This window comes from Phyllobacterium phragmitis (assembly GCF_002980495.1).
GTDB classification, from domain to species: domain Bacteria; phylum Pseudomonadota; class Alphaproteobacteria; order Rhizobiales; family Rhizobiaceae; genus Paramesorhizobium; species Paramesorhizobium phragmitis.
This window is the reverse complement of record NZ_PVBR01000002.1, coordinates 330,432-356,996: the sequence shown is the minus strand read 5'-3', so window position 1 is coordinate 356,996 and position 26,565 is coordinate 330,432. Positions and strand designations below refer to the sequence as shown.

General features: G+C 59.0%; 28 protein-coding genes, 1 tRNA gene and 1 pseudogene. 25 read left to right on the top strand and 5 right to left on the bottom strand.

Translation table 11 applies throughout. The features are described from left to right. Positions 1–42: 42 nt before the first annotated feature. Both C5748_RS03880 and C5748_RS03875 read right to left on the bottom strand, forming a co-directional pair. On the bottom strand, positions 43–837 hold the full coding sequence (locus C5748_RS03880; RefSeq protein WP_105740596.1) for a pyrroline-5-carboxylate reductase family protein: 795 nt from the start codon (positions 835–837) through the stop codon (positions 43–45). 11 nt (positions 838–848) lie between these two features. Then, positions 849–1,478 (bottom strand): TetR/AcrR family transcriptional regulator, encoded by a 630-nt coding sequence (locus C5748_RS03875; RefSeq protein ID WP_105740595.1) that lies wholly within the window; start codon positions 1,476–1,478, stop codon positions 849–851. A gap of 148 nt (positions 1,479–1,626) precedes the next feature. Between C5748_RS03875 and C5748_RS03870 the strand changes: the two genes are divergently transcribed. The 21 genes and pseudogenes from C5748_RS03870 (at position 1,627) to C5748_RS03775 (ending at position 20,283) form a co-directional block, all read left to right on the top strand. Then, positions 1,627–3,663 carry an NADH:flavin oxidoreductase gene (locus C5748_RS03870; protein ID WP_105740594.1) on the top strand — a complete coding sequence of 679 codons (2,037 nt, stop codon included), beginning with the start codon at positions 1,627–1,629 and terminating at the stop codon, positions 3,661–3,663. Between the two features lie 31 nt (positions 3,664–3,694). Further along, positions 3,695–4,337 (top strand): annotated as a pseudogene (locus tag C5748_RS03865) (dimethylsulfoniopropionate lyase). Between the two features lie 223 nt (positions 4,338–4,560). Next, positions 4,561–5,271, top strand: a complete 711-nt coding sequence (locus tag C5748_RS03860; RefSeq protein ID WP_146119472.1) for a phage virion morphogenesis protein — start codon at positions 4,561–4,563, stop codon at positions 5,269–5,271. After that, entirely contained in the window at positions 5,268–5,720 is a 453-nt protein-coding gene (locus C5748_RS03855; RefSeq protein WP_105740592.1) for a phage tail terminator protein, read from the top strand. The genes C5748_RS03860 and C5748_RS03855 overlap by 4 nt, the downstream gene beginning before the upstream one ends. Beyond that, entirely contained in the window at positions 5,720–5,893 is a 174-nt protein-coding gene (locus C5748_RS28135; protein WP_158259803.1) for a hypothetical protein, read from the top strand. The genes C5748_RS03855 and C5748_RS28135 overlap by 1 nt, the downstream gene beginning before the upstream one ends. A gap of 2 nt (positions 5,894–5,895) precedes the next feature. After that, positions 5,896–6,828 carry a phage tail tube protein gene (locus tag C5748_RS03850; protein WP_105740591.1) on the top strand — a complete coding sequence of 311 codons (933 nt, stop codon included), beginning with the start codon at positions 5,896–5,898 and terminating at the stop codon, positions 6,826–6,828. 45 nt (positions 6,829–6,873) lie between these two features. Further along, positions 6,874–7,251 carry a hypothetical protein gene (locus C5748_RS03845; RefSeq protein ID WP_105740590.1) on the top strand — a complete coding sequence of 126 codons (378 nt, stop codon included), beginning with the start codon at positions 6,874–6,876 and terminating at the stop codon, positions 7,249–7,251. Between the two features lie 53 nt (positions 7,252–7,304). Continuing rightward, the gene (locus C5748_RS03840; RefSeq protein ID WP_199194693.1) at positions 7,305–7,619 is read left to right on the top strand and encodes a DUF1799 domain-containing protein; all 315 of its coding nucleotides are present in this window, start codon (positions 7,305–7,307) and stop codon (positions 7,617–7,619) included. Beyond that, a complete protein-coding gene (locus C5748_RS03835; RefSeq protein ID WP_105740589.1) occupies positions 7,616–11,278 on the top strand; it encodes a phage tail length tape measure family protein in 3,663 nt (1,220 codons plus the stop codon). The genes C5748_RS03840 and C5748_RS03835 overlap by 4 nt, the downstream gene beginning before the upstream one ends. After that, positions 11,275–11,919, top strand: coding sequence for a hypothetical protein (locus C5748_RS03830; RefSeq protein ID WP_105740588.1), 645 nt, complete (start codon positions 11,275–11,277; stop codon positions 11,917–11,919). The genes C5748_RS03835 and C5748_RS03830 overlap by 4 nt, the downstream gene beginning before the upstream one ends. Before the next feature lie 2 nt (positions 11,920–11,921). After that, positions 11,922–12,551 carry a hypothetical protein gene (locus tag C5748_RS03825; RefSeq protein WP_105740587.1) on the top strand — a complete coding sequence of 210 codons (630 nt, stop codon included), beginning with the start codon at positions 11,922–11,924 and terminating at the stop codon, positions 12,549–12,551. After that, positions 12,527–12,982, top strand: coding sequence for a DUF6950 family protein (locus C5748_RS03820; RefSeq protein ID WP_245428765.1), 456 nt, complete (start codon positions 12,527–12,529; stop codon positions 12,980–12,982). The genes C5748_RS03825 and C5748_RS03820 overlap by 25 nt, the downstream gene beginning before the upstream one ends. Beyond that, positions 12,979–15,651 carry a phage tail protein gene (locus tag C5748_RS03815; protein WP_105740585.1) on the top strand — a complete coding sequence of 891 codons (2,673 nt, stop codon included), beginning with the start codon at positions 12,979–12,981 and terminating at the stop codon, positions 15,649–15,651. Before C5748_RS03820 ends, C5748_RS03815 begins: the two co-directional genes overlap by 4 nt. Further along, positions 15,651–16,067, top strand: a complete 417-nt coding sequence (locus tag C5748_RS03810) for a hypothetical protein (protein WP_105740584.1) — start codon at positions 15,651–15,653, stop codon at positions 16,065–16,067. Before C5748_RS03815 ends, C5748_RS03810 begins: the two co-directional genes overlap by 1 nt. Beyond that, positions 16,068–16,499 (top strand): hypothetical protein, encoded by a 432-nt coding sequence (locus C5748_RS03805; protein ID WP_105740583.1) that lies wholly within the window; start codon positions 16,068–16,070, stop codon positions 16,497–16,499. Further along, the gene (locus tag C5748_RS03800; protein WP_105740582.1) at positions 16,496–16,849 is read left to right on the top strand and encodes a hypothetical protein; all 354 of its coding nucleotides are present in this window, start codon (positions 16,496–16,498) and stop codon (positions 16,847–16,849) included. The genes C5748_RS03805 and C5748_RS03800 overlap by 4 nt, the downstream gene beginning before the upstream one ends. 16 nt (positions 16,850–16,865) lie before the next feature. Beyond that, positions 16,866–17,222 (top strand): hypothetical protein, encoded by a 357-nt coding sequence (locus C5748_RS03795; RefSeq protein ID WP_146119471.1) that lies wholly within the window; start codon positions 16,866–16,868, stop codon positions 17,220–17,222. Continuing rightward, a complete protein-coding gene (locus tag C5748_RS03790) occupies positions 17,212–18,315 on the top strand; it encodes a pyocin knob domain-containing protein (protein WP_105740580.1) in 1,104 nt (367 codons plus the stop codon). Before C5748_RS03795 ends, C5748_RS03790 begins: the two co-directional genes overlap by 11 nt. Before the next feature lies 1 nt (position 18,316). Next, positions 18,317–18,862 carry a DUF4376 domain-containing protein gene (locus C5748_RS03785; protein ID WP_158259802.1) on the top strand — a complete coding sequence of 182 codons (546 nt, stop codon included), beginning with the start codon at positions 18,317–18,319 and terminating at the stop codon, positions 18,860–18,862. A gap of 130 nt (positions 18,863–18,992) precedes the next feature. After that, entirely contained in the window at positions 18,993–19,802 is an 810-nt protein-coding gene (locus tag C5748_RS03780; protein WP_105740578.1) for a DNA adenine methylase, read from the top strand. A gap of 166 nt (positions 19,803–19,968) precedes the next feature. Then, positions 19,969–20,283, top strand: coding sequence for a hypothetical protein (locus C5748_RS03775; RefSeq protein ID WP_146119470.1), 315 nt, complete (start codon positions 19,969–19,971; stop codon positions 20,281–20,283). A 124-nt stretch (positions 20,284–20,407) separates the two neighbouring features. Here the strand turns inward: C5748_RS03775 and C5748_RS03770 are convergent. Then, a tRNA-Met gene (locus C5748_RS03770) sits at positions 20,408–20,484 on the bottom strand. Positions 20,485–20,662: 178 nt separating this feature from the next. Between C5748_RS03770 and C5748_RS03765 the strand changes: the two genes are divergently transcribed. Both C5748_RS03765 and C5748_RS03760 read left to right on the top strand, forming a co-directional pair. Further along, the gene (locus C5748_RS03765; protein WP_105740576.1) at positions 20,663–21,640 is read left to right on the top strand and encodes a Gfo/Idh/MocA family protein; all 978 of its coding nucleotides are present in this window, start codon (positions 20,663–20,665) and stop codon (positions 21,638–21,640) included. Between the two features lie 182 nt (positions 21,641–21,822). After that, complete coding sequence (locus C5748_RS03760) at positions 21,823–22,947, top strand: DegT/DnrJ/EryC1/StrS family aminotransferase (protein WP_105740674.1); 1,125 nt, start codon at positions 21,823–21,825, stop codon at positions 22,945–22,947. 306 nt (positions 22,948–23,253) lie between these two features. Here the strand turns inward: C5748_RS03760 and C5748_RS03755 are convergent, their stop codons facing one another. Together C5748_RS03755 and C5748_RS03750 are read right to left on the bottom strand one after the other, a co-directional pair. Continuing rightward, entirely contained in the window at positions 23,254–24,225 is a 972-nt protein-coding gene (locus C5748_RS03755) for a hypothetical protein (RefSeq protein ID WP_105740575.1), read from the bottom strand. 181 nt (positions 24,226–24,406) lie between these two features. Next, on the bottom strand, positions 24,407–24,928 hold the full coding sequence (locus C5748_RS03750; RefSeq protein ID WP_105740673.1) for a DUF1134 domain-containing protein: 522 nt from the start codon (positions 24,926–24,928) through the stop codon (positions 24,407–24,409). A 477-nt stretch (positions 24,929–25,405) separates the two neighbouring features. On the opposite strand from C5748_RS03750, the gene chpT reads away from it, so the two are divergent. Both chpT and C5748_RS03740 read left to right on the top strand, forming a co-directional pair. Next, positions 25,406–26,053, top strand: a complete 648-nt coding sequence (gene chpT / locus C5748_RS03745; RefSeq protein WP_105740672.1) for a histidine phosphotransferase ChpT — start codon at positions 25,406–25,408, stop codon at positions 26,051–26,053. 103 nt (positions 26,054–26,156) lie between these two features. Next, entirely contained in the window at positions 26,157–26,525 is a 369-nt protein-coding gene (locus C5748_RS03740; RefSeq protein WP_105740574.1) for a response regulator, read from the top strand. Positions 26,526–26,565 lie beyond the last annotated feature (40 nt).

Here is a 26,565-nt window from a genome sequence, read left to right as displayed (position 1 = left end):
TGGAAAGGTGCGGGATGCCGCGTTTACCCGCGCAACGGGTCGTCAGGAGGTATCTCCCATACTCACCGATTTCTTGGCAGCGGCCGAAAGCCCTTCTGCAACAGCTTCATCGAACCCCAGGCTCCGCATGGCGTCGATCGCGGCCGCCGTGGTTCCACGGTAGTCGAGAAAAGATGCGACGATGTCGTTTGGACAATCCTGGCGCTGTTCGAGCAGCCGGCCTGTTCCCACCAGAACGGTCGTCACCGCGCGACGTGCAACATCGTCGGGAATGCCCTGCCGGATGGCATCGTTCACCATTGCTGCCGCAAGCAATGCCGGAAAGGCTGGTCCTGCGCCGGTCAGTCCGGTGAAATAGTCGATACTGCTCTCATTTCGGACCTCATCTTCGACACCGCACGCACTAAATATCTCGCGCACCGCAGCTCGGTCGGCCTCCGACACACCAGCGGATGCGAACCACGGTGTATAGGACCCAGCGACTTCCGCCGCCGCATTTGGCAACGCCCGAACCGCACGGCGAGTCCTGTGACGTGTGGCAATCTGGTCCAGCCGGATGCCAGCCATAACGGAAATGATGAGCTTGCCGCGCGAATCGAACGCAAGGGCAGACCAGTCGGCAGGCCGCACCGAAATGATGATCACATCCGAACGATCCGCCACTTCCTGGTTGTCCTGCGTCCAGTGGGCGTGGGGATAATGTGTCGGTCTCGCGCTTCTATATGACAATGACAGAGCTTCTGATCGAACTATCCCGGATGCAAGGAGGGAGCTTGCAATCGCTCCGCCAAGCCACCCCGCGCCGCCGATAATCCCGATCCTCATCGTGTGCGGCATTGCGGCGGCCCTCAGTCTGGCGTGTAGCCATGCCTTGCAAAGAAGCGATCGAGCTCTCTTTGCTGGGGCACTTGGCCGGTATAAATGGCGATGTATTCGGGAATACGCTTCATACGCAGCGCGATGTCCTCGTTCGATTGCATCGAGATGTAACCGATCTGGACGAGATAGGTGGTGCGCGCGCGCACGTCCGCGGAGATCTCTTCGTAGCCGAACCGCATGAACATGCGTTTCAAAGCCTCAAGCCGCAACTGATCGGCCTTCTGGACCTCGGCGAGAATTTCGTCTGATTGCAGAGCCCAGCTACGCACCGCAAACTCGAACTTCGCATCAAACAAGTTTCTGTCGAGCCAGCAATCAAACACGTTCAGCATCGCCTCGGCGAGCGATTCCGCATAGGAATCCGACTGCTTGATGATGTTTCCGGTGTTCTTTTCCCGCCAGCGCGCAATTAGCGCGCTCAGCAGTTCTTCTCGATCTTTAAAGAACCAATAGAAGCTGGTTCGGGAGAGCTTCAGCCTTTTCGCAAGAGGCAGGATCTTCACCGAGTCCACGCCTGACTCCAGAAGGGATTCGTAGGCCGCTTCCAGCCACCCCTCCGGCGATCCACGCCAGCCGCTGTCGTTTAAGACCTGTTCCATAATCCATCTCCTAACAAAATCTAAAGCCCTGCACAACAAAAATGTACATTCATGTCGATATTCATGACGTAAATGTTTTGATTATTGACACTAATGTACATTTTCGCATAGCGTTGTCCCAGTGCCGCCATAAACCGGAGCCCGACTGATGTCGAACGATCCCCTCCTTCAGCCTTATCAGCTCAAGCACCTCACGCTGAGAAATCGCATAATCGTGACGGCGCACGAGCCTGCGTATCCGGAGGACGGTATGCCCAAGGAGCGGTACCGCGCCTACACTGTCGAGCGTGCGAGGGGAGGTGTGGCAATGACAATGACCGCCGGTTCCGCAGCGGTCTCGAAAGACAGCCCGCCAGTCTTTAACAACCTGCTCGCCTACAAGGACGAGATCGTGCCGTGGATAAGGGAGATGGCCGACGCCGTGCATGAAGAGGGCGCGGCGATTATGATCCAGCTCACCCATCTTGGACGGCGCACGCGGTGGGACAAAGGCGACTGGCTGCCGGTCGTAGCACCTTCACATCATCGCGAAGCCTCGCACCGCGCATTTCCCAAAAAAATGGAGGATTGGGACATTGAGCGCATCATCAAGGATTTTGCCGATGCCGCGGAACGCATGAAGGCTGGGGGGATGGACGGCGTCGAACTGGAAGCCTACGGTCATCTGCTTGACCAGTTTTCTTCTCCGCTCACCAACGAGCTTGAAGGGCCCTATGGCGGTTCTTTGGACAATCGGATGCGGTTTTGCATGGATGTTCTCAAGGCGATCCGCACGCGGGTAGGCTCTGACTTCATCCTCGGGGTCCGCTATACCGCAGATGAATGTCTTCCGGGCGGTACAGGGAAAGCGGAAGGTCTGGAAATCTCCAGGCGTCTCAAGGAAAGCGGGCTGATTGACTACCTGAACGTCATCAGGGGTCACATTGATACGGACCCTGGCCTAACCGATGTCATTCCCATTCAAGGAATGGCGAACGCACCTCACTTGGACTTCGCCGGTGAAATTCGCGCAGCGACCAATTTCCCAATTTTTCACGCCGCGAAGATTCCGGACGTTGCCACCGCTCGCTATGCCATTGCATCCGGCAAGGTGGATATGGTCGGCATGACCCGTGCCCATATGACGGATCCGCACATCGTTCGAAAGATCATGGAAGGGCGCGAAGAGGATATCCGTCCGTGCGTTGGCGCGAACTACTGTCTGGACCGCATCTATCAGGGTGGAGCAGCCTTCTGTATTCATAATGCGGCGACCGGTCGCGAACTGACGATGCCGCACATTATTCAAAAAGCCGAGGTCAAGAAGAAAGTCGTTATTATCGGGGCCGGTCCGGGCGGGCTCGAAGCCGCGCGTGTTGCAGCCGAGCGCGGTCACGACGTTGTTGTTTTCGAGGCAGCGAACGACGTGGGGGGGCAGGTCCGGCTCACTGCCCAAAGCGAGCGCCGCCGTGAGATGATCAGCATCATCGACTGGCGCATGGTTCAATGCGAGAAGCATGATGTTGTCTTCCATTTCAACACTTGGGCGAATCCCTCGACGATCGAGGCAGAAAATCCCGACGTCGTCATCATCGCCACGGGCGGCATGCCTCATACAGAGGTTCTTGCCAACGGCAACGAACTTGTCATTTCCGCATGGGATATCATCTCTGGCGATGTGAAGCCCGGGACAAATGTGTTGATTTTCGATGACGCCGGCGATCATGCAGGTCTTCAAGCCGCTGAATTCCTGGCCAATGCCGGCGCAAAAGTTGAGATCATGACGCCCGACCGATCGTTCGCCCCGGAAGTCATGGCGATGAATCTGGTTCCTTACATGCGATCGCTTCAGAAACTGGACGTAACGTTCACCGTTACCTTTAGGCTCGAGGCGGTCGAGAAAAAAGGAAATCAACTTATCGCTCACGTGGGAAGCGATTACGGTGGGGTTTCCAAGCAGCGAATTGTAGATCAGGTTGTTGTCAATCACGGGACTATACCGCTCGACGAACTCTATTTCGAGCTCAGGCCGTCTTCCAAGAACCTCGGCGAGATTTCGCACGATCAACTGCTTGCGGGTAGCCCTCAATCAGCTCTTCGCAACCCCGAAGGGAAGTTTCAGCTTTTTCGCATTGGCGATGCAGTGGCCGCGCGCAATACCCATGCTGCGATCTACGACGCTTTGCGAATTTCCAAGGACATATGATGCGCAGTTTTACTCCTCAAGGAGAAATTTAATGGTGGAGCGCAGCGAAAGCCTCCAATTGTTCGCGGACACAGCCTTCGTAGCGTTCGATCAGTTCGCCCGGAGGGAGGAGTCGCGACACGCACTGTTCAAGATATTTTCCGCGCTTGAGACGCCAGGCGTTTCTCGCTTGGGAGTGGGCAGGCGGCTGCCAGTCTGCTCCGAGCTGCAATCCGCGCTTTCCATGACGCCCCCTCACCAGTCTCTCAACCGCCTTATCCAGCGGTTCTTGAAGATCGAACCACAGCTGCAGTGGTGTCATCGTGACACTTACGATGACACGGCTAGCTCGAATTTTGCTGATGGTCATGCCAACGCGATGATCTTCGGCCCGGGGGGGGCTGGAAGAACGCAGTGATCTGTGGCTGGGGGTAACCTTGATGGCACCTCACGTGCGCTATCCAGACCACACTCACCCGCCCGAGGAAGTTTATCTCGTGCTTTCCGCGGGGGAGTTCCGACAAGGGGAGGGGGAGTGGTTCTCGCCCGGTATCGGTGGATCTTTCTACAATCCTCCGCAGATCAAACATGCCATGCGCTCGAGCGATATGCCCATGCTGGCATTTTGGGCCCTTCCGGCGGATAGGGCGGCCCAGCAGCAGCCTTTGGAGAGTCACGGACTTAAGGGAACTTAAGATGAATCCGAACCTTAACGAATCTGATTGGCCTGCCTGGAAGGTGCGTCGGCTCCGGCGAGGTCAGGTGTCACTTGGCAGCTAACGGTAAGAATGCGGCTGTTTGGTCGGCGTTGGGCACTAATTATGAGAATGTCGGCCGTTCGATTCTCAAATTCACTGCATCTTGGAGGAGGCTTACAGCCGTCGACGCAGGCTATAAGCTTCTCGATGATATGGCTTTGTGGCCGTAAATATTGGGAACCATATTCTCGCATCAAGTGCCAAAATCAAGCGACCATTATCACAATTAACTGCTAATTATCAAATTAAGTGCCCGCGCAACGCCTTGATATCATTGTATTCTGATTCTTGTGGTTTAATGGAAAGTCACAACGTCAAAAAGCGTCTCGATCAGGCGCACGAGGCGGCGGACGATTTGCAGCCTCTATACGAGAAGATCGGCGGTGCGATGGTTTTCCGCACCCAGCGCCGCTTTGAAACGGAAACCGACCCGGCCGGAAAGAAGTGGCCACGACTGAAGCCACGGACCGCTGCCAAGCGCATCGGTTCCGGCCGTCGCGGTTATGAAAACATGCTGCGCGTGAAGCTCCGGCTTTATCAGAGTATCACCTATCAGGCCGACGCAACGAGCGTCGCGACCGGCACGAACGTCATCTACGCGGCCATTCAGAATTTGGGCGGCGAGATCAAGCAGGCCGAACGCCAGCACACGATCTATCAGAAATACAATGAAAAGACTGACACGCTTGCGCCGCGCTTCGTGAAGAGAAGCCGATCGAACTATGCCCGCGATGTCACCATCAAAGCACGCACCATCAAAATTCCGGCACGCGAGTTCCTCGGCTTTGGCGATGGCGACCGCAAGGAAGTTCTCAGCGTTACCGAAGGCCATTTCCGCACCGAAGGCGGATTTGAAGGAGGCAATCAATGAGCACCGTGGCCGAAATCATCGCCAAGCTCGCCGCAATCGAACCGCCTGTCTTCCGCATCGTCGGCGGCGCGGCCGAGTTCGCGGCGATCCAGAACGTGCCGAAGGCAGTGCCTGCGGCCTATGTCATGACGCTGCAGGAAGCTTCCGGCGAAAACGAGCGGACCAACGGGCCGGTTTTACAGCCGACCGCTTCCGATATCGGTGTCGTCATCATCACCGGCAATGTGAGCGACGGGCGTGGCGATGCAAGTTCCCGCGATATCGAGACGCTGAAGCCGCTCGTCCGCAAGCACTTGATCGGCTTTCTGCCGTCCTCGGCCGAGGACGGCATGTCGCTGGAGCATGTGTCCGGTGAGTTGCTGAAGGCTTGGGCCGGAACCGTCTGGTGGCAGGAAGTCTATGCCGCCGCATCCTTCTTGGAAGAACAACCTGAAGCTGGAGGCCTTTGATGGCGAAGTCAGATGCATCGGCGGCGGCTCGCCCTGGTGGGCGCTATTACCGCGATCCGCAAACCGGCGCTGTGGTGCCGGAAGCCGACTACCACCGGCCAACGCCGGAACCCACCGAAGAACCTGAAACGCCAGCAGCGCCGGTCGCTCCGGCCAAGAGGAAAGGGAACTGACCATGGCAAAGCGTTATTACAAGAAGCTGGCGCTGCTTGCGAAGCTCGAGGCGAACTATGCGGTGGACTCGGTGCCGACCGGCGCGGAGAATGCAATCCTCGCCACCAACGCCACCATCACGCCACTCGCCGGTGAGGAAGTCTCCCGCGACTTGCTGTTGCCTTATCTTGGCAACCAGGGCGTGGAATTGGTCGGCACCTATGTCCAGCTCGAATTTGACGTCGAGGTCGCCGGCGCTGGCGAGCTTGGCAAGGCCCCGGCCTATGGTCCGCTCCTGCGGGCCTCGGGTTTGTCGGAAACGATCGAAGTCGGCGTCAAGGTCGACTACCAGCCGGTATCGGACGGTTTCGAGGCCGCGTCTGTCTATTACAACAGTGACGGCGTGCGCCACGTCATGCTTGGAGCGCGTGGCAACGTCACCTTCGGGTTCACGCCGAAGCAGATCCCGCGCTACCGGTTCACCCTGCAGGGACTGCTCGGCACGATTACCGACACGCCGCTGCCGGCAGTCACCCTTACCGGGTTTCAACGACCGATTCCGGTTTCCAAGGCCAACACCACATTTTCGCTGTTTGGCCTCGCCGGTGTCACTGAAAGCGTAACCTTCGATCTCGGCGAACAGGTGGAGGGCCGGTTCCTCATTGGCAGTGAAAGCATCGAAATTACGGATCGCGGGTCGAGCGGTCAGGCCGTTATCGAAGCCACGTCGCTCGCCATCAAGGACTGGTTTGCCCTGGCGCAGGATCGCACACGGGGTGAACTGACGCTCGTGCATGGCACGGTTCCCGGCAACACGGTCGAGATCTTCTCGCCCGGTGTCGAGATCGGCCGGCCGACCGAAGGCCAGACCCAGAACATTCGCAATTACACGCTGCCGCTTACCTTCTGCCCATCAGAGGCGGGCGACGACGAAATCACCATCACCGTTCGCTAACCCGGTTTTCAGCCCATGCTGAAGGCCCATTGAAAGGCCCGTTAAATGAAGTTCAAGCTGGTCGACAAGTACGCATATTGGTGGCCCGTCAAGGTCTCGGTTCCTGATCCTGATCGTCCTGGCAAGTTCCTCAATCAGACATTCGACATGAAATTCGAGGCGCTCTCGAAATCCGAGGCAGATGCCATGAGCGACGATTTCATGCGTCTGGAAAGTGACGAGGAGCGCGTGAAGCAGCGCGACAACATGCTCTATCGGATCTGCAAGGACTGGCGTGGCGTGCAGGACGACGATGACAAATCTGATGTGCCATTTTCGGACGCGACGTTCGCCCAGGCGATGCAGTGGAGCTGGTTCCGAACTGGTGTCTATGTCGCGTTCTCGGAGTCGCTGGCGGGCGAGCAGGCCCGAAAGGGAAACTAACCAGCGCGGCCAGAGCGTGGGCGCTTTCGCGCTCCGGCCGTGCGGAAACCCGATTGCCTGCCCAGTTGGACGATGCTGTCCGGCGCGATTTTGAAAGCTTCGGCTTCACGATCGAGGGCAGCGAAGACGCCGAGCCGGAAGATCATGTCGAGGTTTGGTCCGAATGCTGGAACGCCTTCCTGATCTGGCTTGATTGCGAAACGCAATGGCGCGTCGCCGCTGGAATGTCGGGCTTTCATTGGCTTGGCCTTGATTACACGGCGGTCGATGTCGTGTTGCGCCGGCGCAATGCAGATAACGCCATTTTTGATGATTTGCGCCTGATGGAAGCGGCGGCGCTGGAAACGTTTGGAGAGGTAGTCGAATGACATCACCGATGCGGTTGTCGATGATTATCACTGGCGATGCCAGCGGCCTGAAAAGCGCGACTTCGTCCGCCAAGGCCGATGTTGCCAACCTCAACAGCACGGTTGCACAGTCCTCGGCCACCATGAAGGGGCTTGCCGCCAGCAACGACCAGGCCGCCGCCTCATCTCGGCGCGCCACCGAGGCCGCACGCGGTCAGGCGCTTGCAGAAAACGAATTGCGTTCGAAAGTCTCCGGCTTCCTCGGCATTCGTTCGGGCATGACCGATAGTTCCATGGTCGAGCGCCAGCGCGAGTTGCAGGCTTATGGCCGGGAGTTGGATCAGGTTCGGGCGCAATACAAGCCGCTGATGGACGCTCAGCAGCGGCATCTGTCGCTGCTCGCCGAACTGAATGCAGCCGAGAAGATTGGAGCGATCACGGAGGAGCAACGCGTTGCCTCGATCGCAAAGGCGCAGGCTGCATATTCCGCGCAGGTCGCGGCCATCCAGTCGGGCGGCGCTGTGGCTGCAAAATCGACAGCACTCGCGTCCCACGAAGTGACCAATCTGAGCTATCAGCTCAATGATATCGTGGTGATGCTCGCGTCCGGACAAAGTCCGTTCTTGCTGATGATGCAGCAGGGCGGACAGGTTGCGCAGATCATGGGCAACCGTGGACTGGGCGAAATCTTCCCGGCGCTTCTCGTGGGCATGAAATCCCTGATTACGCCGACGACCCTTCTCATGGTCGGCTTTACGGCAGTCGGTTACGCCGCGAGTTATGCCCTGGACGGCATGTTCACCAAGACCCGTAAGGTCAGCGAAATCACCAGTGAACATGAAGAACAGGTGCGCAAGCTCCGCGATGCCTACCAATATGCCGGTACCGGGGCGGACGAGTATTATCGCCGCGCAATGGCTGGTTCGCGTATTGCTGCCGCAGCGACGCGACAGGAACTGGACAAGGCCATCCAACGCAGTTCTCAAGCGGTTGCGAGCGAAGCCTATGTCCAGAACTACGGTGCTGACGTTTGGGTGGTCGATACATCTTACAACGCCTTTGCCGAGGCGCTTGAGCACTTGCGTATGACGGCCAAGGAAGGCCAGCCCGATATCCTCGGGTTCAGGAAGATGGTCGAGGACCGCTGGAGCCTTGAGCCGAACAATGAAAAGCTCCTGAAAACCGGCCTTGCGCTTCTCGGCGTTGCAAAAAACGGTCTGGAAGCCGCCGAGTCCCTGGATAAAACATCACCCGCAGCGATCCGCGCTGCGAATGCCGTCGAGGCGGCGGCACGGCGGATGGACCACTACAAGGAAGCCTTGTCCGGTCTGCGGGAGATTGCCGCTCCCGAATTGAGCGATCGGCGACAAGTCGAAAATCAGTACGCCACGGCTCGCGGCAATGCCGGTGATGGCAATGAGCGATCGGACGCCGATCGACAACGCGCAGAAGCGCTCGCCCGCATCACTGCCCAGGAGCAGCGCCAGATCGAACTCGCCCGCGTGGATATCCAGTTGCAGGCAGCTCGCAATCCGCTGACCCGTGCGGAACTGACCGCGCAGCGCGAGCGCATTCAGCTTTCCGGCATGGAGATCGACGCGGCAGAGGCTGAGAACCGCGTTCGTCAGGCCCGTAATCAAGTCATGGCCGAGGCGATGGCGCAGTCGTCCGCACAGATCCTCGACATGCGAGCCGAGGCGGCAGCGCGGGCGAAGGTCAACGACGCGATCGCGGCCGGTACGGTCAGCGCGGCTGACGCGGAGCAGTATCTGCGCGCAGAGAGCGAATTGCGACCGCTGATCACGGCAGCTGCGCGAGCCGAGGGTGACGAAAAGCAACGGCTTCTGTCGATCATTTCGCAGACGGTCGAAGGCTATCAGGCGCTGGCCAAGGAAGAACGCCGCGCCAGCGCTGAAGAGTACATCCGGTCACAACGGGACCGCATCGAGTTGATGCGTGCCGAGCTGAGCGTGGTTTCCGCTGGCGAGGCCGAACGCGAGCGCATGCTCGATCAGTTGGAGACAGAACAGGAAATCCGCCGGAGAGGCCTGGACGTTGGCAGCGCCGAAGCGAACATGATGCGGCAGAATACCAAGGTCAGTTCCGAACTGCGTGCGGAGATAGAGAAACAGCGAGACGCATGGACATCCGTCAGATCGACTGGCGAAGACGCCATTGATGGCATTTTCGATGCGCTGGGAAATGGTGATTACAAGGACGCTCTGAAGAGTATCGCTCTCGATATCACGCGTACATTCACCGATCTCGCCGTCAAGAACCCGCTCAAGAATTCCCTGCTCGGCACCAGTTACGGGACGCTGGACGATCTGTTCAAAGACAATGCCGCAGGCGGCCTGCTGTCGGCGTTGACGGGTGGGAAATCTGTCGGGGCCATGAATGTTACCGCCGCGACGGTCATGATCAACGGCGGCGTGACAGGAGGGCTGGCGAGCTTTTTGGGCGGGTCCGCTCCGGCCGCGAACACGAACATCACGTCGGTCATGAACAACGCCGTGCAGTCCGTGACCAAGGCGACGGATCAGGCGCTGAACTTCGTCGGCAACTATAAATCCGGTGTCGATGCGCGGTTGACGGATATCCTCAACACGGCCGCATCGTCATTCCCCGGCCTCAAGATTGATGCCATCTCGGGCCTGAGGCCGGGAGACAGCCGTTTCCATGGTCAGGGCTTGGCGACCGATGTTCAGCTCACCGAGCTCTTGTCCGGCAAGATGCTTGGCAATTATCAGGACGCCAGTTCTTTCCGTACCTATGAGCAGTTTGCGCAGACGGCGCGCGGCGTGCAGATGGCGAAATACCCAGAGCTTGCCGATCAGTTCCGCTGGGGCGGCTATTTTTCGGGCGGCAAGGGGCAGTACGGCGCGCTCGACACCATGCATTTCGACCTCGGCGGCAGACAGGCCGGAATGGCCGGTGGCTCCTGGGCGGGCGGCCTGACAAGCGGGCAGCGCAGCCTTTGGCCCGGTGTCGATAGCCAGGGCATGGATACCGCGTCCGCCGCACTCGAAAAGCTTGGATCGAGCGCGGGAGCTACGAGCGGCTCGCTATCGGGCTTTGGTTCCGGCCTCGGTACAGCTGGCAAAGGACTGGATCAGCTCGGATCCGGCTTCAATAGTTTTGGCAAGCAGCTCTCCAGCTTCGCAGCCGGTGGCAGCGGCGGCGGGCTCGGCATATTGTCCGCGCTTTTCCCCAACGCCGGCAGCTTTTCCAGTGGCCAGCTCGCCGGTGCAATTGCAAGCGGGTCGATGGGCTTGTGGGATAGCGGCGGCTGGACCGGACCGGGCGGCAAGTATGACGTCGCCGGCATCGTGCACCGGGGTGAAGTCGTGTTTTCGCAAGAGGATGTGGCGCGCCATGGCGGCGCGGCGGCCGTCGATGCCATCCGCCTCGGCAGGCGCGGCTATGCGTCAGGCGGAGTTGTGTCCGACAGCGGGCCGTCGCCGATCGCGCGTCTCAACAGCGCGGCCAACAGCAATCCGGCACAAGGCAGCTCCGGTCGCAATACCGCGAACTTCAACATCAATCTGGAAGGCGCACGCGGCAATAAGGAGATCGAGGAGTCGGCCTACCTCGGCATGCAGCGCGCACTGGAGGAGTACGACATGCAATTGCCGGATCGTGTCCAGGAGATCAGCGAAAAGCCGAGGTGGCGGGGATGAGCGCGCTTCCGTTATCCGCCGTCTATGACCGCCTTCCGATCATGACGTGCAATTTCTCAATCCAGCGGAATGACGAGACCGACGAAATCGGTAGCGGCGACTTCTGGCAGGCCGAGCTGTCGAAGCCGCGCTGGGCCGCTGACGTGACGCTGGCGCGCGGCCGTCACCAGGAGCTGAAGGAAGCGGCCGCGCGCATTCGGATGCTCGACGGCGCACGGCAGTCTTTCCTGATGTGCGATCCGACCAGCCTTTATCCGTACGCGGATCCCCGTGGGACCATCTTCGGTGCCTCGACCGTCTCTATCCGCGAGATCGGCCCCGATCGCGTCACGGCGCGCATGCAAGGGTTTCCGGCCGGGTACGTCCTGACGATCGGCGACAAGCTGCAGGTGACCTACAGCAATGGACAGCAGCACGCTTATGTCGAGGTTGATGCAAGCGCCGTTGCCAGTGCGGCCGGCAATCTCGACGTGGCGATTTTCCCGCGCCTTTCGGTCCTCATCGCCGCAAACGATCCGGTGACGATCATTCGGCCCGCATGTCCGGTGGTGGTGATGCCCAACAGCCACAATCCCGGTACCGCCCGCCGCGCGATCACTGAAGGCGCGGCTTTCAAGGTCACACAGAAAGTGAGGGTATAGCCGTGAGAGCAGCGACCGCCGCTTTTGTCGATCAGTTGAACAATGCGCCGCGTGACGGCCTGGTGCCCAGACAGGCTGTCTATTTCACCGTGAAGGAACGCGCCACCGGGAACCCGCGCGAGATTGGCCTTTGGACCGGCGAAGAGGATTTGAACCTGACCGTTTATAGCGGTTTTGATGGGGCAATCGTTTCGCGCCCATACCGCGCCGATGTCATCAGCAAGATCAGCGATATTCCACGCGTCTCTGATTTCACCATTCAGACCGTCACGGTCGATCTGTCACAGATCGCCGACGCCGCCATTAAGCTTGTCGGCGAATACGAAGCGCGGCTTGGCAAGGTCGAGATCCATGATGTGCTGATTGATCCCCGAACCGGCGACCAGATCGGACCGGGCTTGATCACCTTCCTCGGCATCATTGACGGCGCGCCGGCCAAAACCCCGCGCATAGGCGGAACAGGTTCGATCAGGGTCAAGATCGTCTCGGAAGTCATGGCGATGCTGTCGCGCCCCAATCCGCGCAAGTCCTCCTATGAGGGCCAGAAAACGCGCGATGGCGACGAATGGGGCAAATACGCCTCGACCGTTTCCAGTTGGAAAATTCCATGGGGGCAGAAGAAGGCCACATGATCGAGCTGAAGCGCCGCCCAGACTGGCGGGAACACTACGAAGCCGCCATAGACGAAATTACCGCTACGCCGTTCCAGTGGGGCATCCACGATTGCGGACCGTCGCTCGCCGGCCGGATCGTGAAAGCCATCACAGGCGCGGATCTGTGCGCCGAGTATCACGGTACCTATTCAGATGCGCTTGGCGCGGCACGGATCATCCGCGAGGCCGGATTCACGTCGCTCGCCGAAATGGTCGGCTCGATGCTGCCGCAGGCGCATCCGAGCGAGGCATGCATTGGTGACATTGCCGCAATTGAGGCTGACGGGCCGATCGGGTGCGGGCTGGGCGTCGTCAATGGCGAGCGCATCTATGTGCTGACCGAAACCGGGATCGGCACCGTCGATCTTCTCGAAGCAAAGATGATCTTCAAGGTGGGGCGGCCGGAATGATCTTCAAGACGCTTTTAGCACTCATTATAATAGTACTGACCGCCACGCCGGCCGGGGCCGATCCGATTACCGGAGCAGTCGTGGCTTTCGGCGCCAAGATGCTGCAGTCCTTCGGCAGTGTGCTGTTTCAAGCCGCCATGATGGTCGGCTCCAGCCTTGTCCAGCAATACATGGCGCGAAAGGCGCAAAAGAAAGCCGCCGTCTCCGGCATCACACTTGAACTGAAAATGGGCGACGATCAGCCCCTGACGTTCCCGATCGGCGAGCGCGGCGTGGCCGGTCGACGCAAATACGCCGGCACGTTCGGGAAAGACGGCGGCACGCCGAATGCCTATGCCGTCGACGTGATCGAGATATCGTCATTGCCATCCTTCGCTGGCCCGCGGGGGCTCGAGAGCCTTTGGATTGACGATGAGAAATGCACCATCCTGTGGAATGAGCCCGACCCATCGGGGCGCGGCTATCCGATCAAGGAATTCCGCAAGGACGGCAAGGACAATATCTGGATTTGGTATCTGGACGGCTCGCAGACCACGGCGAACCCCTATCTCATGTCGAAATTTGGAGCTGACCCGGATCGCCCGTTCACCGACAAGATGATCGGCCGAGGCTGTCAGGTGATCATCCTGACGACGCGACAGAATCAGGATTTGCAGCTCGGCGGAAGCTTGCCTGCCGTAATCGCGGAACCGATGCCCACATGCTTCTACGATCTGCGCCTTGACAGCACGAACGGCGGCAACGGTCCGCAGCGCTGGAGCGATCCGTCGACCCGGACGCCGTCCAGAAATCCGGCCATCATCATGTATAATATTATTCGCGGCATCTATTACGGTGATGAGTGGGTCTACGGTGGTCAGAACATTTCGGCTTTCCGGCTTCCCGCCTCGGCGTGGATCGCAGCTGCGAATGAATGCGATCGGCTTGTGCCGGGACCGGATGGCGATGAACCGCAGTTCCGCTGCGGTTATGAAATTTACGTCGATGTCGAACCACTGGAAGTCATTGAAGAGTTGCGCCTCGCATGCCTGGGGCGGCTGGCCGAAGTCGGCGGCATGGTCAAGCTCCTGGTCGGCGCGCCGGGATCGGCCGTCTATTTCTTCGATGATAAAGGCGTCGTTGTAACACGCGATCAGGATTTAGACCCGTTCCCGTCGATTTCGAGCACCAACAACCTGATCTCCGCGACCTATCCTGAGCGCGCCGAACGCTGGGTCATGAAGGATGCGCCAGAGCGGCGCAACCTTGATCTGGAGCGCGATGACGGCGATCGGTCCCTGCCGCTGCCCGTCGCGTTCGAGGCCGTCCCATTCTCCGGTCAGGTTCAGCGCTGCAGCGACACGATGATCAAGGAGAACCGGCGTTTCCGCACCCAAATCATTACTCTACCGCCCGCTGCATGGGTTGTGGAGCCGAACGATGTTGTGTCGTGGACATCGGCGCGGCGCGGGTACACAAACAAGAAGTTCATTGTCACGCGCGGCAACGGCCAGACCGGCATGCTCCAACAGATGGCGCTGCGGGAACTTGATCCGAGCGACTATACGCCGCCCTCTGTCATCCTGCCGCCTGTCATCGGCTGGATCGGGCCGATCACCACTCCGCCGCATCCCATGTACGGATGGAGGATGGAGGCGGCTGTTTTGCCCGATCATCTTGGACGGCCGCGCCGCCCGACCGTGCGCGTCTCCTGTGCGCCGGATCAGGACGGGATAACGCATGTCCATGTCCGGCTGCGCATTGCCGATGTCGGCAGCGTCATTTTCGACAGTGACAGGACGCCATATGGTCCGCCGTATTCCTGGAACCTTGATGCGAATTTGCCGCCGAACGTTTGGGTTGAAGGCCAGGGCCGCTACATCGCGGCGGATGGGCACCCAACCGAATGGAGCGAGTGGATCGCCGTCAAGACGGAGGATATCCGTTTTGGACCCGATGACCTCTACGACATCGATATCGGCCAATTTAATGATCACCTGAAAGACCTCTACAGGTGGGCCGAGGACGGTCGGCGCGAAATTCAGGACGAGCTGTCGCGCGTGGCGGATCTGGCTACCGAGCAGAACAGCGGCGCATTCCTCCAGTTCGAGCAGCTGCGCACGGCGATCAATCTCAAGTTCAAGAATGTAGAGGCCGACTACACCAATCTGGTCACACTGGCCGTTGGTCCGAATTCAGCCATCGTCTCGCGTGTCGAGACGCTTGAGGTAAAATTCAATCAGGATTTCGCCAGCTTCGAGCAGTTGTTCCGCGCCACGATCGACAGCGTGAACGGCAGGATCACGGCCGGGGCCGACAGCATCCAGGCGTTGACGGCAAAAGTCGGCAACGTCGAATCGAGCATCAACATTCGTGGTCAGGTGGTCGCCGGCGCGAATGGATTTGCGCGATGGGGTGTCCAGCTCAAATCCGGCACCACCGACAATTGGTTGCCCGCCGCATTCTTCATTGAGTCCGACGGCACCACCAGCCGCGCCATCTTCGACGTCAATCAGTTCATCGTTCGCAGTGGAGCGTACTCCGCCGCGCCGCTGACCTTCATCAATGGCGAACTGACGTCTCGTATCGCCAACATCGGCGAAGTGACATCCGGCTGGATCCACTCTCCGGATCTCATGGTCGATTTCAATCTCACCAATAAGACTCTCATTTTCAGGGACAACACGTGATGGCGGATCGTGTTTACATCACCGGCAATAATGCGCGGCTGATCACATCGAAGCCCGGACACAATGCGTCACCTTCGCTTGCCGATGACTTCAAATCCTTTGACAGCAACTGGTTCTATGGAGGGGCGATCCGCTGGATCGGTAAGGTGACTGTGCCCCATCGCAATACCGGGGTCTATTATACGTTCCCTCAGCCGCTGAATTTCATACCCGCGATTGTCGTGATCAAGACGCTCCCCCTGAAATCGTACCAGGGGGATAACAGGCCAGCGGCCGGCATCTGTGTGTCTGCGGACGCCAACACCCGGCCATTGAACAACCTTCAGGTGACGAGCCAGCGCGTCGGACCATTCCCAACGGATGGAGCCTATACGCAGTTTACCTATGACGCCTATGTCGTGGTGTTCGAGGCTTAGATGGCAGATCGCATCCTCATAGGCCTGCGCGGCGACGAAATGGGTGTCTGGGTATCCCTTCCAGGGCGCAACGTTGGCAACGCTGCGGATCGGATGATTTTCAGCTCGCAGTACGACTACCTGAAAATTCACGCCCAGGGCACGTATCAAATTCAGCGCTACGCGGGCACTTCAAACCCATATCTTTATGAGGGGAGTGTTCAGTTCCCGAAGCTCGATTACTACCCGCTGCATATGTGCAGCTTTTGCGTGGGCGACGACAGCCGTCGGATTTTCTTCCCGAATGATAGCAGTCTCGACTCCAGTCTGCTGCCGAACTGCGAGTATGTGATCACCGACAACGCCATCTATTTTTCAATCCGAGGCTACAATTTCAGGCAGGACGTCTTTGTTCGCTGGGTGGTGTTCAAGAACAAGTTGGCGGACCTATGAAGGACCGGATCATCATATCTCCATCCGGCATCCGCGCGTCCAAGCGCGGATTTGACGCCAATAATGCAGCCGACATCAATATGGCCATGATCCCCGGCATGGATCCGATGATCCCGGCATTTTCCAGTTTCGCCAATTTCGCCGGTGGCGGCAGTCAGGATTTTGCTTTGCCGCAGCCGCTCACCACGATTCCCTACATCGTGCTGCGCGGCAATGACAACAAGGCGGCAAATCGCCGGTCCTACTGCGCTGAGATCTGGCTCGACAACAATGCCTACCGCACCGTGCGCATCCGCAACATCGACGGTGTGGCGCGCACCGTCACCTTTTTCGTTCTCCGCACCAGCTAATTGAAACGAGGTTCCTATGTCCGATGATCACTCTCCTTTGATGCCTCCCGCCGAAATGCCCGGCAAGCGGATCGAACTCGATCCGGCCGCCGTTGCGGAAGAAGCGCTGGCTCTTAACGACTATTTCAAAACCCGCAATCTGGTTCTGGCAAATGGGATCAGCACCCTCCGGCGCGAACTGAGAGAGATGGAAGCGGCCAGGGCGGCCGCCGAAGAGGAGCTGAGTAATGCACGCGGTGACCGCGATGTCCTGTTTGCCGATCTGACCACGGCTCAGGCCGAGATCAACCGCCTGCGAGCAGAATACGGCGCTGACGAGCCAAGCCAATCTTTAGAGGAAATGGACGGATCGGAGGTGCCTTATGGCCATTAGCACAGGCCCGAGGCCTGACTACGACCTTGGCAAGGTGACGCTGACGGCCGGGCTCGACGTGTTCACCACGGTGGGCGGCTCGCTCGATATCATAGCCGTTCAGGCAGGTGATACGATCCTGACCCCGTCCGGGCTATTTCTGGTCATTGCGGAGATCACCGGGGCCGAAAGCGGAAAGCTGGTATTTCCTTGTCCGGCCCAGGCGGCGGGGGTCGATCTTCCCCTGCGCATCCGTTTCCAACCTGAGGGCAGTCGCCTGATGGCGACAGCGGCCGCCATCCTCTCGCGCTTCAGCAGCGGCAATGTCACCTCTCTTGCCGATCTCGAGAGCCAAGCGAATACGATGCCATTCTTTTCCGGCATTGGGCAAATGGAGCTCGCGGCGCTGACCGCTTACGCGCGTACGCTGCTGGACGATCCAGATCAGGCAGCGGCGCTCGCGACCCTTACAAACGGATCGAGGCTCGGCACCATCGCTACCGGCGCTGCAGATCTCAACACCATTGCCGAAAATGGCTTCTACGGAGCGGACAGCACCACCTTAAACCGACCGGGCGATGGCGGTAACTGGCTCGTCTTTCATATGGCGAGGACATCAACGATCCATACCCAATTTGCGCTCAGCAGGGCGACCGCTGATATCCAGTACCGCTATAACAACGGCACCGAATGGAAGCCTTGGGAACGCGTGGTCACACAAAGCATTGCGGACGCAACTTACCTCTCGTTCATCGCCGCGCAATCGCTCACGTCTGGGCAGCGGTTGCAGGCCGCGGCGAATTTGGGATTTGCGCAAAGCCTTAGTGCTAACGGATACCAGAAACTGCCATCAGGGCTGATCTGTCAAATCGGCAGCCAGGTCGTCACGCTTGCGGCGACAAATGCGGGGGTTGTCACTCTCCCAACGGCATACCCGGCCAATCATGTCACAACGATTCTAATGAATGGCGACTGGGGAGTAACCGAGCAACGGACGGCAAATTTTGTCCTCGTTGGACCTCAAACGGGACCAAGATCAACGATCAGTTTTGCATGCTCTAACGGGGCGGCATCTTCAGCTATCCGCGTCCAGTTCATATCGTATGGGTATTAAGATGACCATGAGAGCTAAATTCGATGATATGGGTCGCGTGACCGGCTTTTACCCGGCTGACCTTTTTCCAGAGCCACCTTCCGGCACCATCGAAATTGAGGACAGCGACCATCAGCGGCTGCTCGATTCTCCGGACGGATGGCGATGGGACGGGATGACTCTCGTTTCGCACGAGCCGCCGTCAGCACCAGTCGATTTGGTGGCGTATACAGCTCAAAAGCGATGGGAAACGGAAGTCGGCGGCATTGTTGTGAATGGACTGATCGTCGCTACGGATGACCGATCAAAGATCATGATCTCTGGTGCGCGTGTCGCCGCACAGAGCAATCCAGAATTCACAACTGACTGGAAATCGCAGGACGGCACCTTCGTCACCATCGATGCGGCGGCTGTCGTTGCGATAAGTGATGCTATCCTCGCACATGTATCCGGCTGCTTTTCGATTGAGGCCGCCATAATCGCCGACATTATGGCTGGCGTGATTACCGCACCTGCGGAGATTGACGCCGTGTTCTTGAATGGCCTCAGCCAGGGAACTGACGAGTAGGGACGGCCACGTCAATTCGTGGCGGCGGGCCAATCCGGCAAGAGCAACCCGCCCGACAGCCGTCAGAGATAACCGTCGCATCCGGCCCTTTCGGGCGTTCGGCTTGTGACTGATTCTTGAGAAGCAGTACATGACCATTCGGACCAACTCTGTCACCGTCGATCCGGTATCTCCGCCCGCAGCCTATATCGGCGGCAAGCGGCAACTCGCCAAGCGCATCTGCACGCGGATCGAGACGATTCCTCATGCGCTCTATGCAGAGCCGTTCGTCGGCATGGGCGGTGTGTTCTTCAGGCGCGCGTCAGCGCCACGCGCCGAAGTCATCAACGATCGTTCCGGCGACGTGGTGAATCTGTTCCGCATCCTTCAGCGCCACTATCCCCAGTTCATGGATACGCTGCGGTTCCAGATTACCAGCCGGCGCGAGTTCGAACGCCTGAAGGCCAGCGATCCCACGACGCTAACCGATCTGGAGCGGGCCGCTCGCTTCCTCTATCTCCAGCGGCTCACATTCGGCGGCAAGGTGGCGGGACGTTCGTTCGGCGTGAACTATAGCGGACCGTCACGCTTCAACCTCACGACGCTCGCACCGTTGCTTCAGGACGTGCATGAGCGGCTTTCTGGTGTGGTGATCGAGAACCTTGACTGGCAGGCATTCATCGACCGCTATGATCGCCCGGAGACACTGTTCTATCTGGACCCGCCATATTGGGGCACCGAGAACGTGTATGGCAAAGAGCTGTTCGGCCGGGATCAGTATGAGGTGATGGCCGAGCGCCTCGGTCGGATTAAAGGCCGCTTCATTGTGTCGATCAATGACGTGCCGGAGATCCGCTCGATCTTCTCGGCCTTCGCGATCGAAGACGTGTCGCTGACCTATTCGGTGTCTGGCGGTAAGGGAAAAGCGGTGCAGGAGCTGATCATCAGCGGTGGGGCTTAATGGCCCCGCAAGCTGCCTTTAACGATCAAAGGGTGCAGGAAAACTTGTTGCCGTCTGATCTTGCGCGCCCCGCCATGCGACACGGTAATTTCAGGGTCAAGAATTGCCGTTGCCAGATCGTCGGCACCGACATAACGTCCCCTCGTTCGAAAGGGGGCATACACATATGAAACGTACAGCACTTTTAGCTTTGTCGATGTTAATGGGGTTACAGCCGTTAGCTCTTGCGACCGACAACTCCAATGCTTCGCTAGAAGAATTCTCTTCGGATCTGCTCGCACTCTATAGTCTCTCTGGCACGACCAAACGCCAGCTGGCGGATATGAACCCGAAAGCCAAGGTTTATGCCGTGAACAGGATCCTCAAACAGGCTCAGGCTTTTGAGACTAAATGGCGAGACAGTGATCTTATCGAGTTTGAGCGCTTTCGATTTGCCGGTGGGGACCAGTTGATCCTCGACGTCGAGTTTCATTTTAAATGAAGCGCCCCTTTAACTGGCCTTTGAAAGGTATTCAAAGGCCAGTTCCCAGAATCGATCTGCTCTAAATGTCACCGGAAAAAATCTAAAAGTCAGCGGTGCGCTACACGAACGGACCCTGTATTGATGGTAGCGGAGGAGGGATTCGAACCCCCGACACAAGGATTATGATTCCTCTGCTCTAACCTACTGAGCTACTCCGCCCCGGTGCCCCATCGATCTTGCTTCGATCGTCGAAGCTTCGCAATGCTTTGTTCTGCGGGGAACGGCGCGGGTATAAGGTGGGTAACAATGCCGTGTCAAGCGTTCTTCATCACGGCCAAGACTTGTCTTCGCGCTTTTGCCTCGATAAGGGAGTGGCGAACGCAAAGGCTTGGAATTAATGGCACCGCGCATTGCAGTATTGGGTTGCGGCTATTGGGGCAGCAATCATATCCGTACATTGAAGTCCCTCGGCGCGCTTTACGCGGTGTCGGACCAGAACAGTGACCGTGCCGCGGGTTTCGCGGCGGAGCAGGGCGTGCTCCATATCGAGGTCGAGGATCTCTTCACCCGCGACGATGTGGACGCCATCGTGCTGGCGCTGCCGCCGCAGTTCCACGCCGAATATGCGATCCGCGCCGTGACCAACGGCAAGGACGTGCTCGTGGAAAAGCCGATCGCGCTGACGGTTGCCGATGCTGAAGCTGAGGTGAAGGCGGCGCGCGACAATGGCCGCGTCTTTATGGTCGGTCATGTGCTGCGTTTTCATCCGGCCTTCGAAAAGCTCCTCGAACTGGTGCAGGCGGGCGAGTTGGGCGAAGTGCGCTACATCCATTCGCACCGCCTCGGCCTCGGCAAGTTTCACACCGAAAACGATGCGCTGTGGGATCTGGCGCCGCACGATCTCTCGATGATCCTGGCGCTGACCGGCTGCGAACCCGTCGAGGTGCGCGGCGAGGGGGCAGCACTTCTCGATCATTTGAGCGATTTCGCCCATCTGCACCTGAAGTTTCCGGGGAACCTGCGCGGTCATCTCTTCGCCTCCAGGCTCAATCCCTATCGCGAACGCCGCCTGACGGTGGTCGGTACCAAGGCCATGGCGGTGTTCGACGATGTCGAGCGCTGGGAGCGCAAGCTTGCCGTCTATCGCCATGCCGTCTGGCAGGACAATGGGCAATGGGCGTTCACAGCAGAAGAACCGACCTATATCCCGGTGAACGAGGGCATGCCGCTCACCCGCGAATGCCAGCATTTCATCGATTGCATCGAAATGCGGGCAAAGCCGCGCACCGATGGCGAGGAGGCAATCAACGTGCTGCGTATCCTGACTGCCGGGACCGTCAATCACGGCCAACAGCACGGCAAACCGCTTCGATAGGCTGGCGTCAAAATCCCGACACAGCGTTGTGATTGGCAAACGGTGACAACAGCCTCAAGCGTTGTTACATAACCGATCAATCTTTGAACGGCGGCGCGATGGAAGCCGTCCGAATGAGCCGTTACACAGTCCACCGGATTCGCGCGAAAATCGGCCGCGGATCAATCGTCATTGGAGCAGACATGCAATTCATCGATCTGGCGGCGCAACGCGAGCGCATCGGAGACCGGCTGAACGCGGCCATCGCCAAGGTGGTGGCCGACGGGCGCTACATCCTCGGCCCTGAAGTCGCGGAATTCGAGAAGAAGCTTGGCCGTTATATCGGCGTCGAGCACGTGATCGCCTGCGCCAACGGCACCGATGCGCTTTTGATGCCGCTGATGGCGCGGGGCATCGGGCCGGGCGATGCCGTCTTCTGCCCGAGCTTCACCTTCGCGGCCACGGCCGAAGTGGTGGCGCTTGTCGGCGCGGAGCCTGTTTTCGTCGACGTCGACCCTGATAGCTACAACATGGATGTCGCGCAGCTCGAGGCGGCGATCGCCGAGACCCGCAGGGAAGGGCGTCTGCAGCCGAAGGCGATCATCCCGGTGGATCTCTTCGGTCTTGCCGCCGAATACAACGCACTCGCCGTGCTCGCCGAGCGAGAGGGGCTCTTCGTCATCGAGGATGCAGCGCAATCCATCGGCGGCAAGCGCGACAATGTGATGTGCGGCGCGTTCGGCGATGTCGCGGCGGCCAGCTTCTATCCGGCCAAGCCGCTCGGCTGTTACGGCGATGGCGGCGCGATGTTCACCAATGATGGCGATCTGGCAGAGACGCTGCGCTCGGTGCTGTTCCACGGCAAGGGCGAGACGCAATATGACAATGTGCGCATCGGCCTCAACTCCCGCCTCGACACGATCCAGGCGGCGATCCTGATCGAGAAGCTCACCATTCTCGAGGACGAGATGGAGGCCCGGCAGATCGTGTCGAAGCGCTATGCCGAGGGCCTGAAGGATGTGGTCAAGGTTCCGCACCTGCCGTCGGGATACCGCTCCGCCTGGGCGCAATATTCGATCGAGAGCGAGAACCGCGATGGCCTGAAGGCGCATCTGCAGGCCGCCGGCATCCCCTCGGTGATCTATTACGTCAAGCCGCTGCATCTGCAGCAGGCCTATAAGCATTACCGGCAAGCACCCGGTGGCCTGCCGGTGTCGGAGGCGTTGCCGGCGCGTATCCTCAGCTTGCCGATGCATCCCTATCTGACCGAGGCCGATCAGGGCCGCATCATCAGCGCCATCCGCGAGTTTCATGGGAAGAATGGATAAGTTCTTGCGGAGTACCGCTGAGGGTTATTCGGCTGCCCGTAAATTTCTCGCGATCTAATTTGATCACTCGTTGTTGGCAGCGGCGACTGTCACCACGCCCCCCGCGTTCCGGACTTGATCCGACGATCCATTGCGGAACGTCGAACTCCCATCCAAATCTCAACCTCAGGCTCGACGGCCGGACATGTTCAACCGGCTGTCCGTAATGAGGAAGAAGAGCGGGATAACTCTATCGGCGTCACCAACGGCCTTTCGCACCGGGTAGGGGAACACAAGAACGCCATCACACCCGGACGCCGCGTTCCGCTATTCCGGCTTTTTCAGATTGCGGATGCGGTCGGCGAGGCTTTCCGGTGCATCGGCCTTCCCGCCGCCGTTTTTCGTCTCCGCCTGTTCCAATGCCTTGTGGATGGGCGATTGCGGGCCTTCGCGCTCCGCCGTCATGACGACCACCTCGGCGGCGAGCTCGTTCATCTGTTTGCGCAGGGCGGCATCCGCCGCAGCCTGATCTGATCTGGCTTCGACCTTTTCCTGCATGGCGGGCGCGGTCCCGCCCTTCTTGCGCAGCTGCGCCAGTTCCTTTTCGCGCCGCTCGAGCTTTTCGCGCGCATCGGTGAGATTTGTCAGCAAGCGTTCCAGCTTCTTTTCCAGCGCGGTATTGCGCTTGCGTTCGGCTGTCAGCGCCGCCTGGGCCGATTTGACCTCGGTCGATAGTTCGCGCTGCTTTGTATCGATTGTCTTGCGATCGTGCCGCATATCGCTCAATTCTCCCTTCAACCGCTCCAGTTCCGTTTCGCGCACGGCGATTTCTATGCGAAGCGTATCGGTGAGGCTCGAAAGTTCGCCATGGCGGAGCTGCAGCATTTCCAGTTCGCCCTTGTGCTGCTCGAAATTCTGTTCGACTGTCGCGAGCGCATTGGAGGTGGATGCAAGCTCGCTCTCGCGTTCGTCCTGGCGCTGGCGCAACTCGCCCAATTCGCGTTCAAGCATGGCGAGCCGCTTGAGTTTCTCGTGATTGGCGCCGAGCTCGATCTTCTGCTCGGCATATTTCTCATTGAGCGCCTTCAAGCGCATTTCGAGCTTGCGAACCGACATTGCGTGTTGCGCGCGCAAGCTGTCCTTGTCGGCCTGGATTTCGTTGAGCGTCAGCGGGACTTCGGTCTCGACGCGCCGCCGTGTCAGAACGGTGGCGCGCCGCCATATGGAGGGCGCGACCAGCGCCGCAAGGAATGCGGCGCAGAGGAAGCCTAGGACGAAGAAAAGGGCAGACTCGATCACATCCGAGACCCGGAGCTGTTGAACGCCGGAGCGCCGTACACCCTACCGGACGCACAAAAGACGCTCCATAGCGTTGAATTGCTGTATTATTTTATCCCTGATCGGTACCGATCAAGGGGCCACGCAGTAGAATGACACATGCATGGGCCGTAATCCAGCATGCTCGCCTGCCGGATCCGCATCAAAACGGGTTCCAGGTCGGTGACGGTGTCAGCTTGAGATAGCCGATATTGACGCCGAGGCGCGCGCCAACGCCGGTGCGCACCGGCACGAGCAGGATGTTCTCGCGTTTCAGCACGTTGAAGCCGACGCCGGCGATGAGATAGGCTGAGCCGGAAACACCGGCATAGCGCCCATACATGTTCTGTATGTCATCGAGATTATAGACGAGCATCATGACGCGCGAACCCTGGCCGCCGAAATCCCAGCCGAGCGAGGGGCCTTGCCAAAACGTCCTGTGGTCGCCTGCGTTCTTGGTGTAGAGCGTGCCTTCGCCATAGGTCAGGCCGCCGATGAACGCGCCGGAGCCTTCCTCGCCCAGTATGTAGCCATTGGGCAGGCCATAGCTCTGGAAGACCTTTTCGATCGCCGTGGCAATGCCGCCGGAGGTGGAGCCGAAGAACCGATGGCCGGATTCGACGATCTCCTCCATCGTGTAGGTTTCATTGGCGCGGGCCTGGGAGGCAAGCGTGAGCGTCACCATGAGCAACGCGAAAAAAACCGCCGCGAGCCGCAGGAGGGCCAAGGGTCGGGTCAAGACCTGGAATTGGGATAGGGACAGGGATAGAGAGGCCATTCAATTTTCCTTCTGGCTGCTCGCTTCTCTGTCTGACGCTGGAACCTGAAGAGAACGGGCATACGAATCTAGCGTCCGCTTTGCCGAATCATCGTTATTAAAAGACTAATTGTTTTCCAAATCGTTATGTTTCGATCTTGGCATTTCAATGGCCGGCTTTGGGCTGGCATAGGGGCAGGCCCTAGGGACGCACCGGAATTGCTTCCGATCGCCCGATCATGGCGACTGCGAAGTTTTCGCATCCCGGCTCGGGCTTTTCTTGCCGTCGTCAAAAGCCCTGTGTATCCAGAGAGGCGATGAAACCGGGCGATTCGGTCCGGGAACCTGAATTCATACCCGTCCGATTGCCCACTGGAGGCAATCATGCTGTCCGGAGATATGTCCATGCCCTTGCCCGTCGTTCTTTCCGCAACCGATCTCGGTGCTCTTCTGTGCAGCCGTATCTGCCACGACATCATTTCGCCGGTCGGCGCCATCAACAATGGTCTCGAACTCCTGGAGGAGGGCGGCGCTGACGAAGACGCGATGAACCTCATCAAGTCGAGCGCGCGCAATGCTTCGGCGCGGCTGCAGTTCGCGCGCATCGCTTTCGGCGCAGCCGGCTCAGCCGGGGTGCAGATCGACACGGGCGACGCGCAGAACGTGGCGAACGAATATATGAAGGGCGAGAAGGCTGAATTCTCGTGGAGCGGCAATCGCGTTCTCCTGCCCAAGAACAAGGTGAAGCTTTTGCTCAACCTGATCCTCATCGGCAATGCTGCCATCCCGCGCGGCGGTTCGCTTTCGGTGGTCCTGGAGAATGCGGAAACCGAGCCGCGCTTCGTTTTGTCGGTCAAGGGGCCGATGCTGCGCGTGCCGCCGAAATTCCTGGAGTTGCACAGCGGAAAGATGCCGGAGGAGCCGGTCGATGCGCATTCCGTGCAGCCCTATTATACATTGCTCCTGGCACAGGAAGCCGGCATGACCATCTCCATTCACGCCACGGCAGACGAGATCGTCTTCTCCGCCGGATCGACGGCAGCCGCAAGCTAGAGATAGCCAAAACTTTACCATGTCGCTTGGCTGTTTTTTCATGGCTGGCGGCTAGGTTGCGCCTTGAGGCCCGTTCCAAATTGGGTCGCAGGGGAAGCAATTCATGCCGCGTTGTCTCATCGTCGACGATTCATCGGTTATCAGGAAGGTCGCCAGGCGGATTCTGTCCGACGGCGCGATGGTCATCACCGATGCGGCGAATGGGTCGCAGGCCATCGAGGAATGCATGACGCAGATGCCCGATGTCATCCTGCTCGACAGCGACCTGCCCGATCTGCCGACACTCGAAATCATCGGTGCGATAAGGGAGATGCCCGGCGGCAAACAGGCCAGGATCATGCTCTGCCTCAACGAGGTGGATCTGACGAAGATCATGCGGGCCAAGCGCGCGGGTGCTTCCAGCTACATGCTGAAGCCGTTCGACCGGCCATATCTGACGGCGCATTTCGCCGATTACATCAAGGCTGCCTGAAGAACCGGGCTGCAAGCGAAAAAGCCCCGCATTTTGCGGG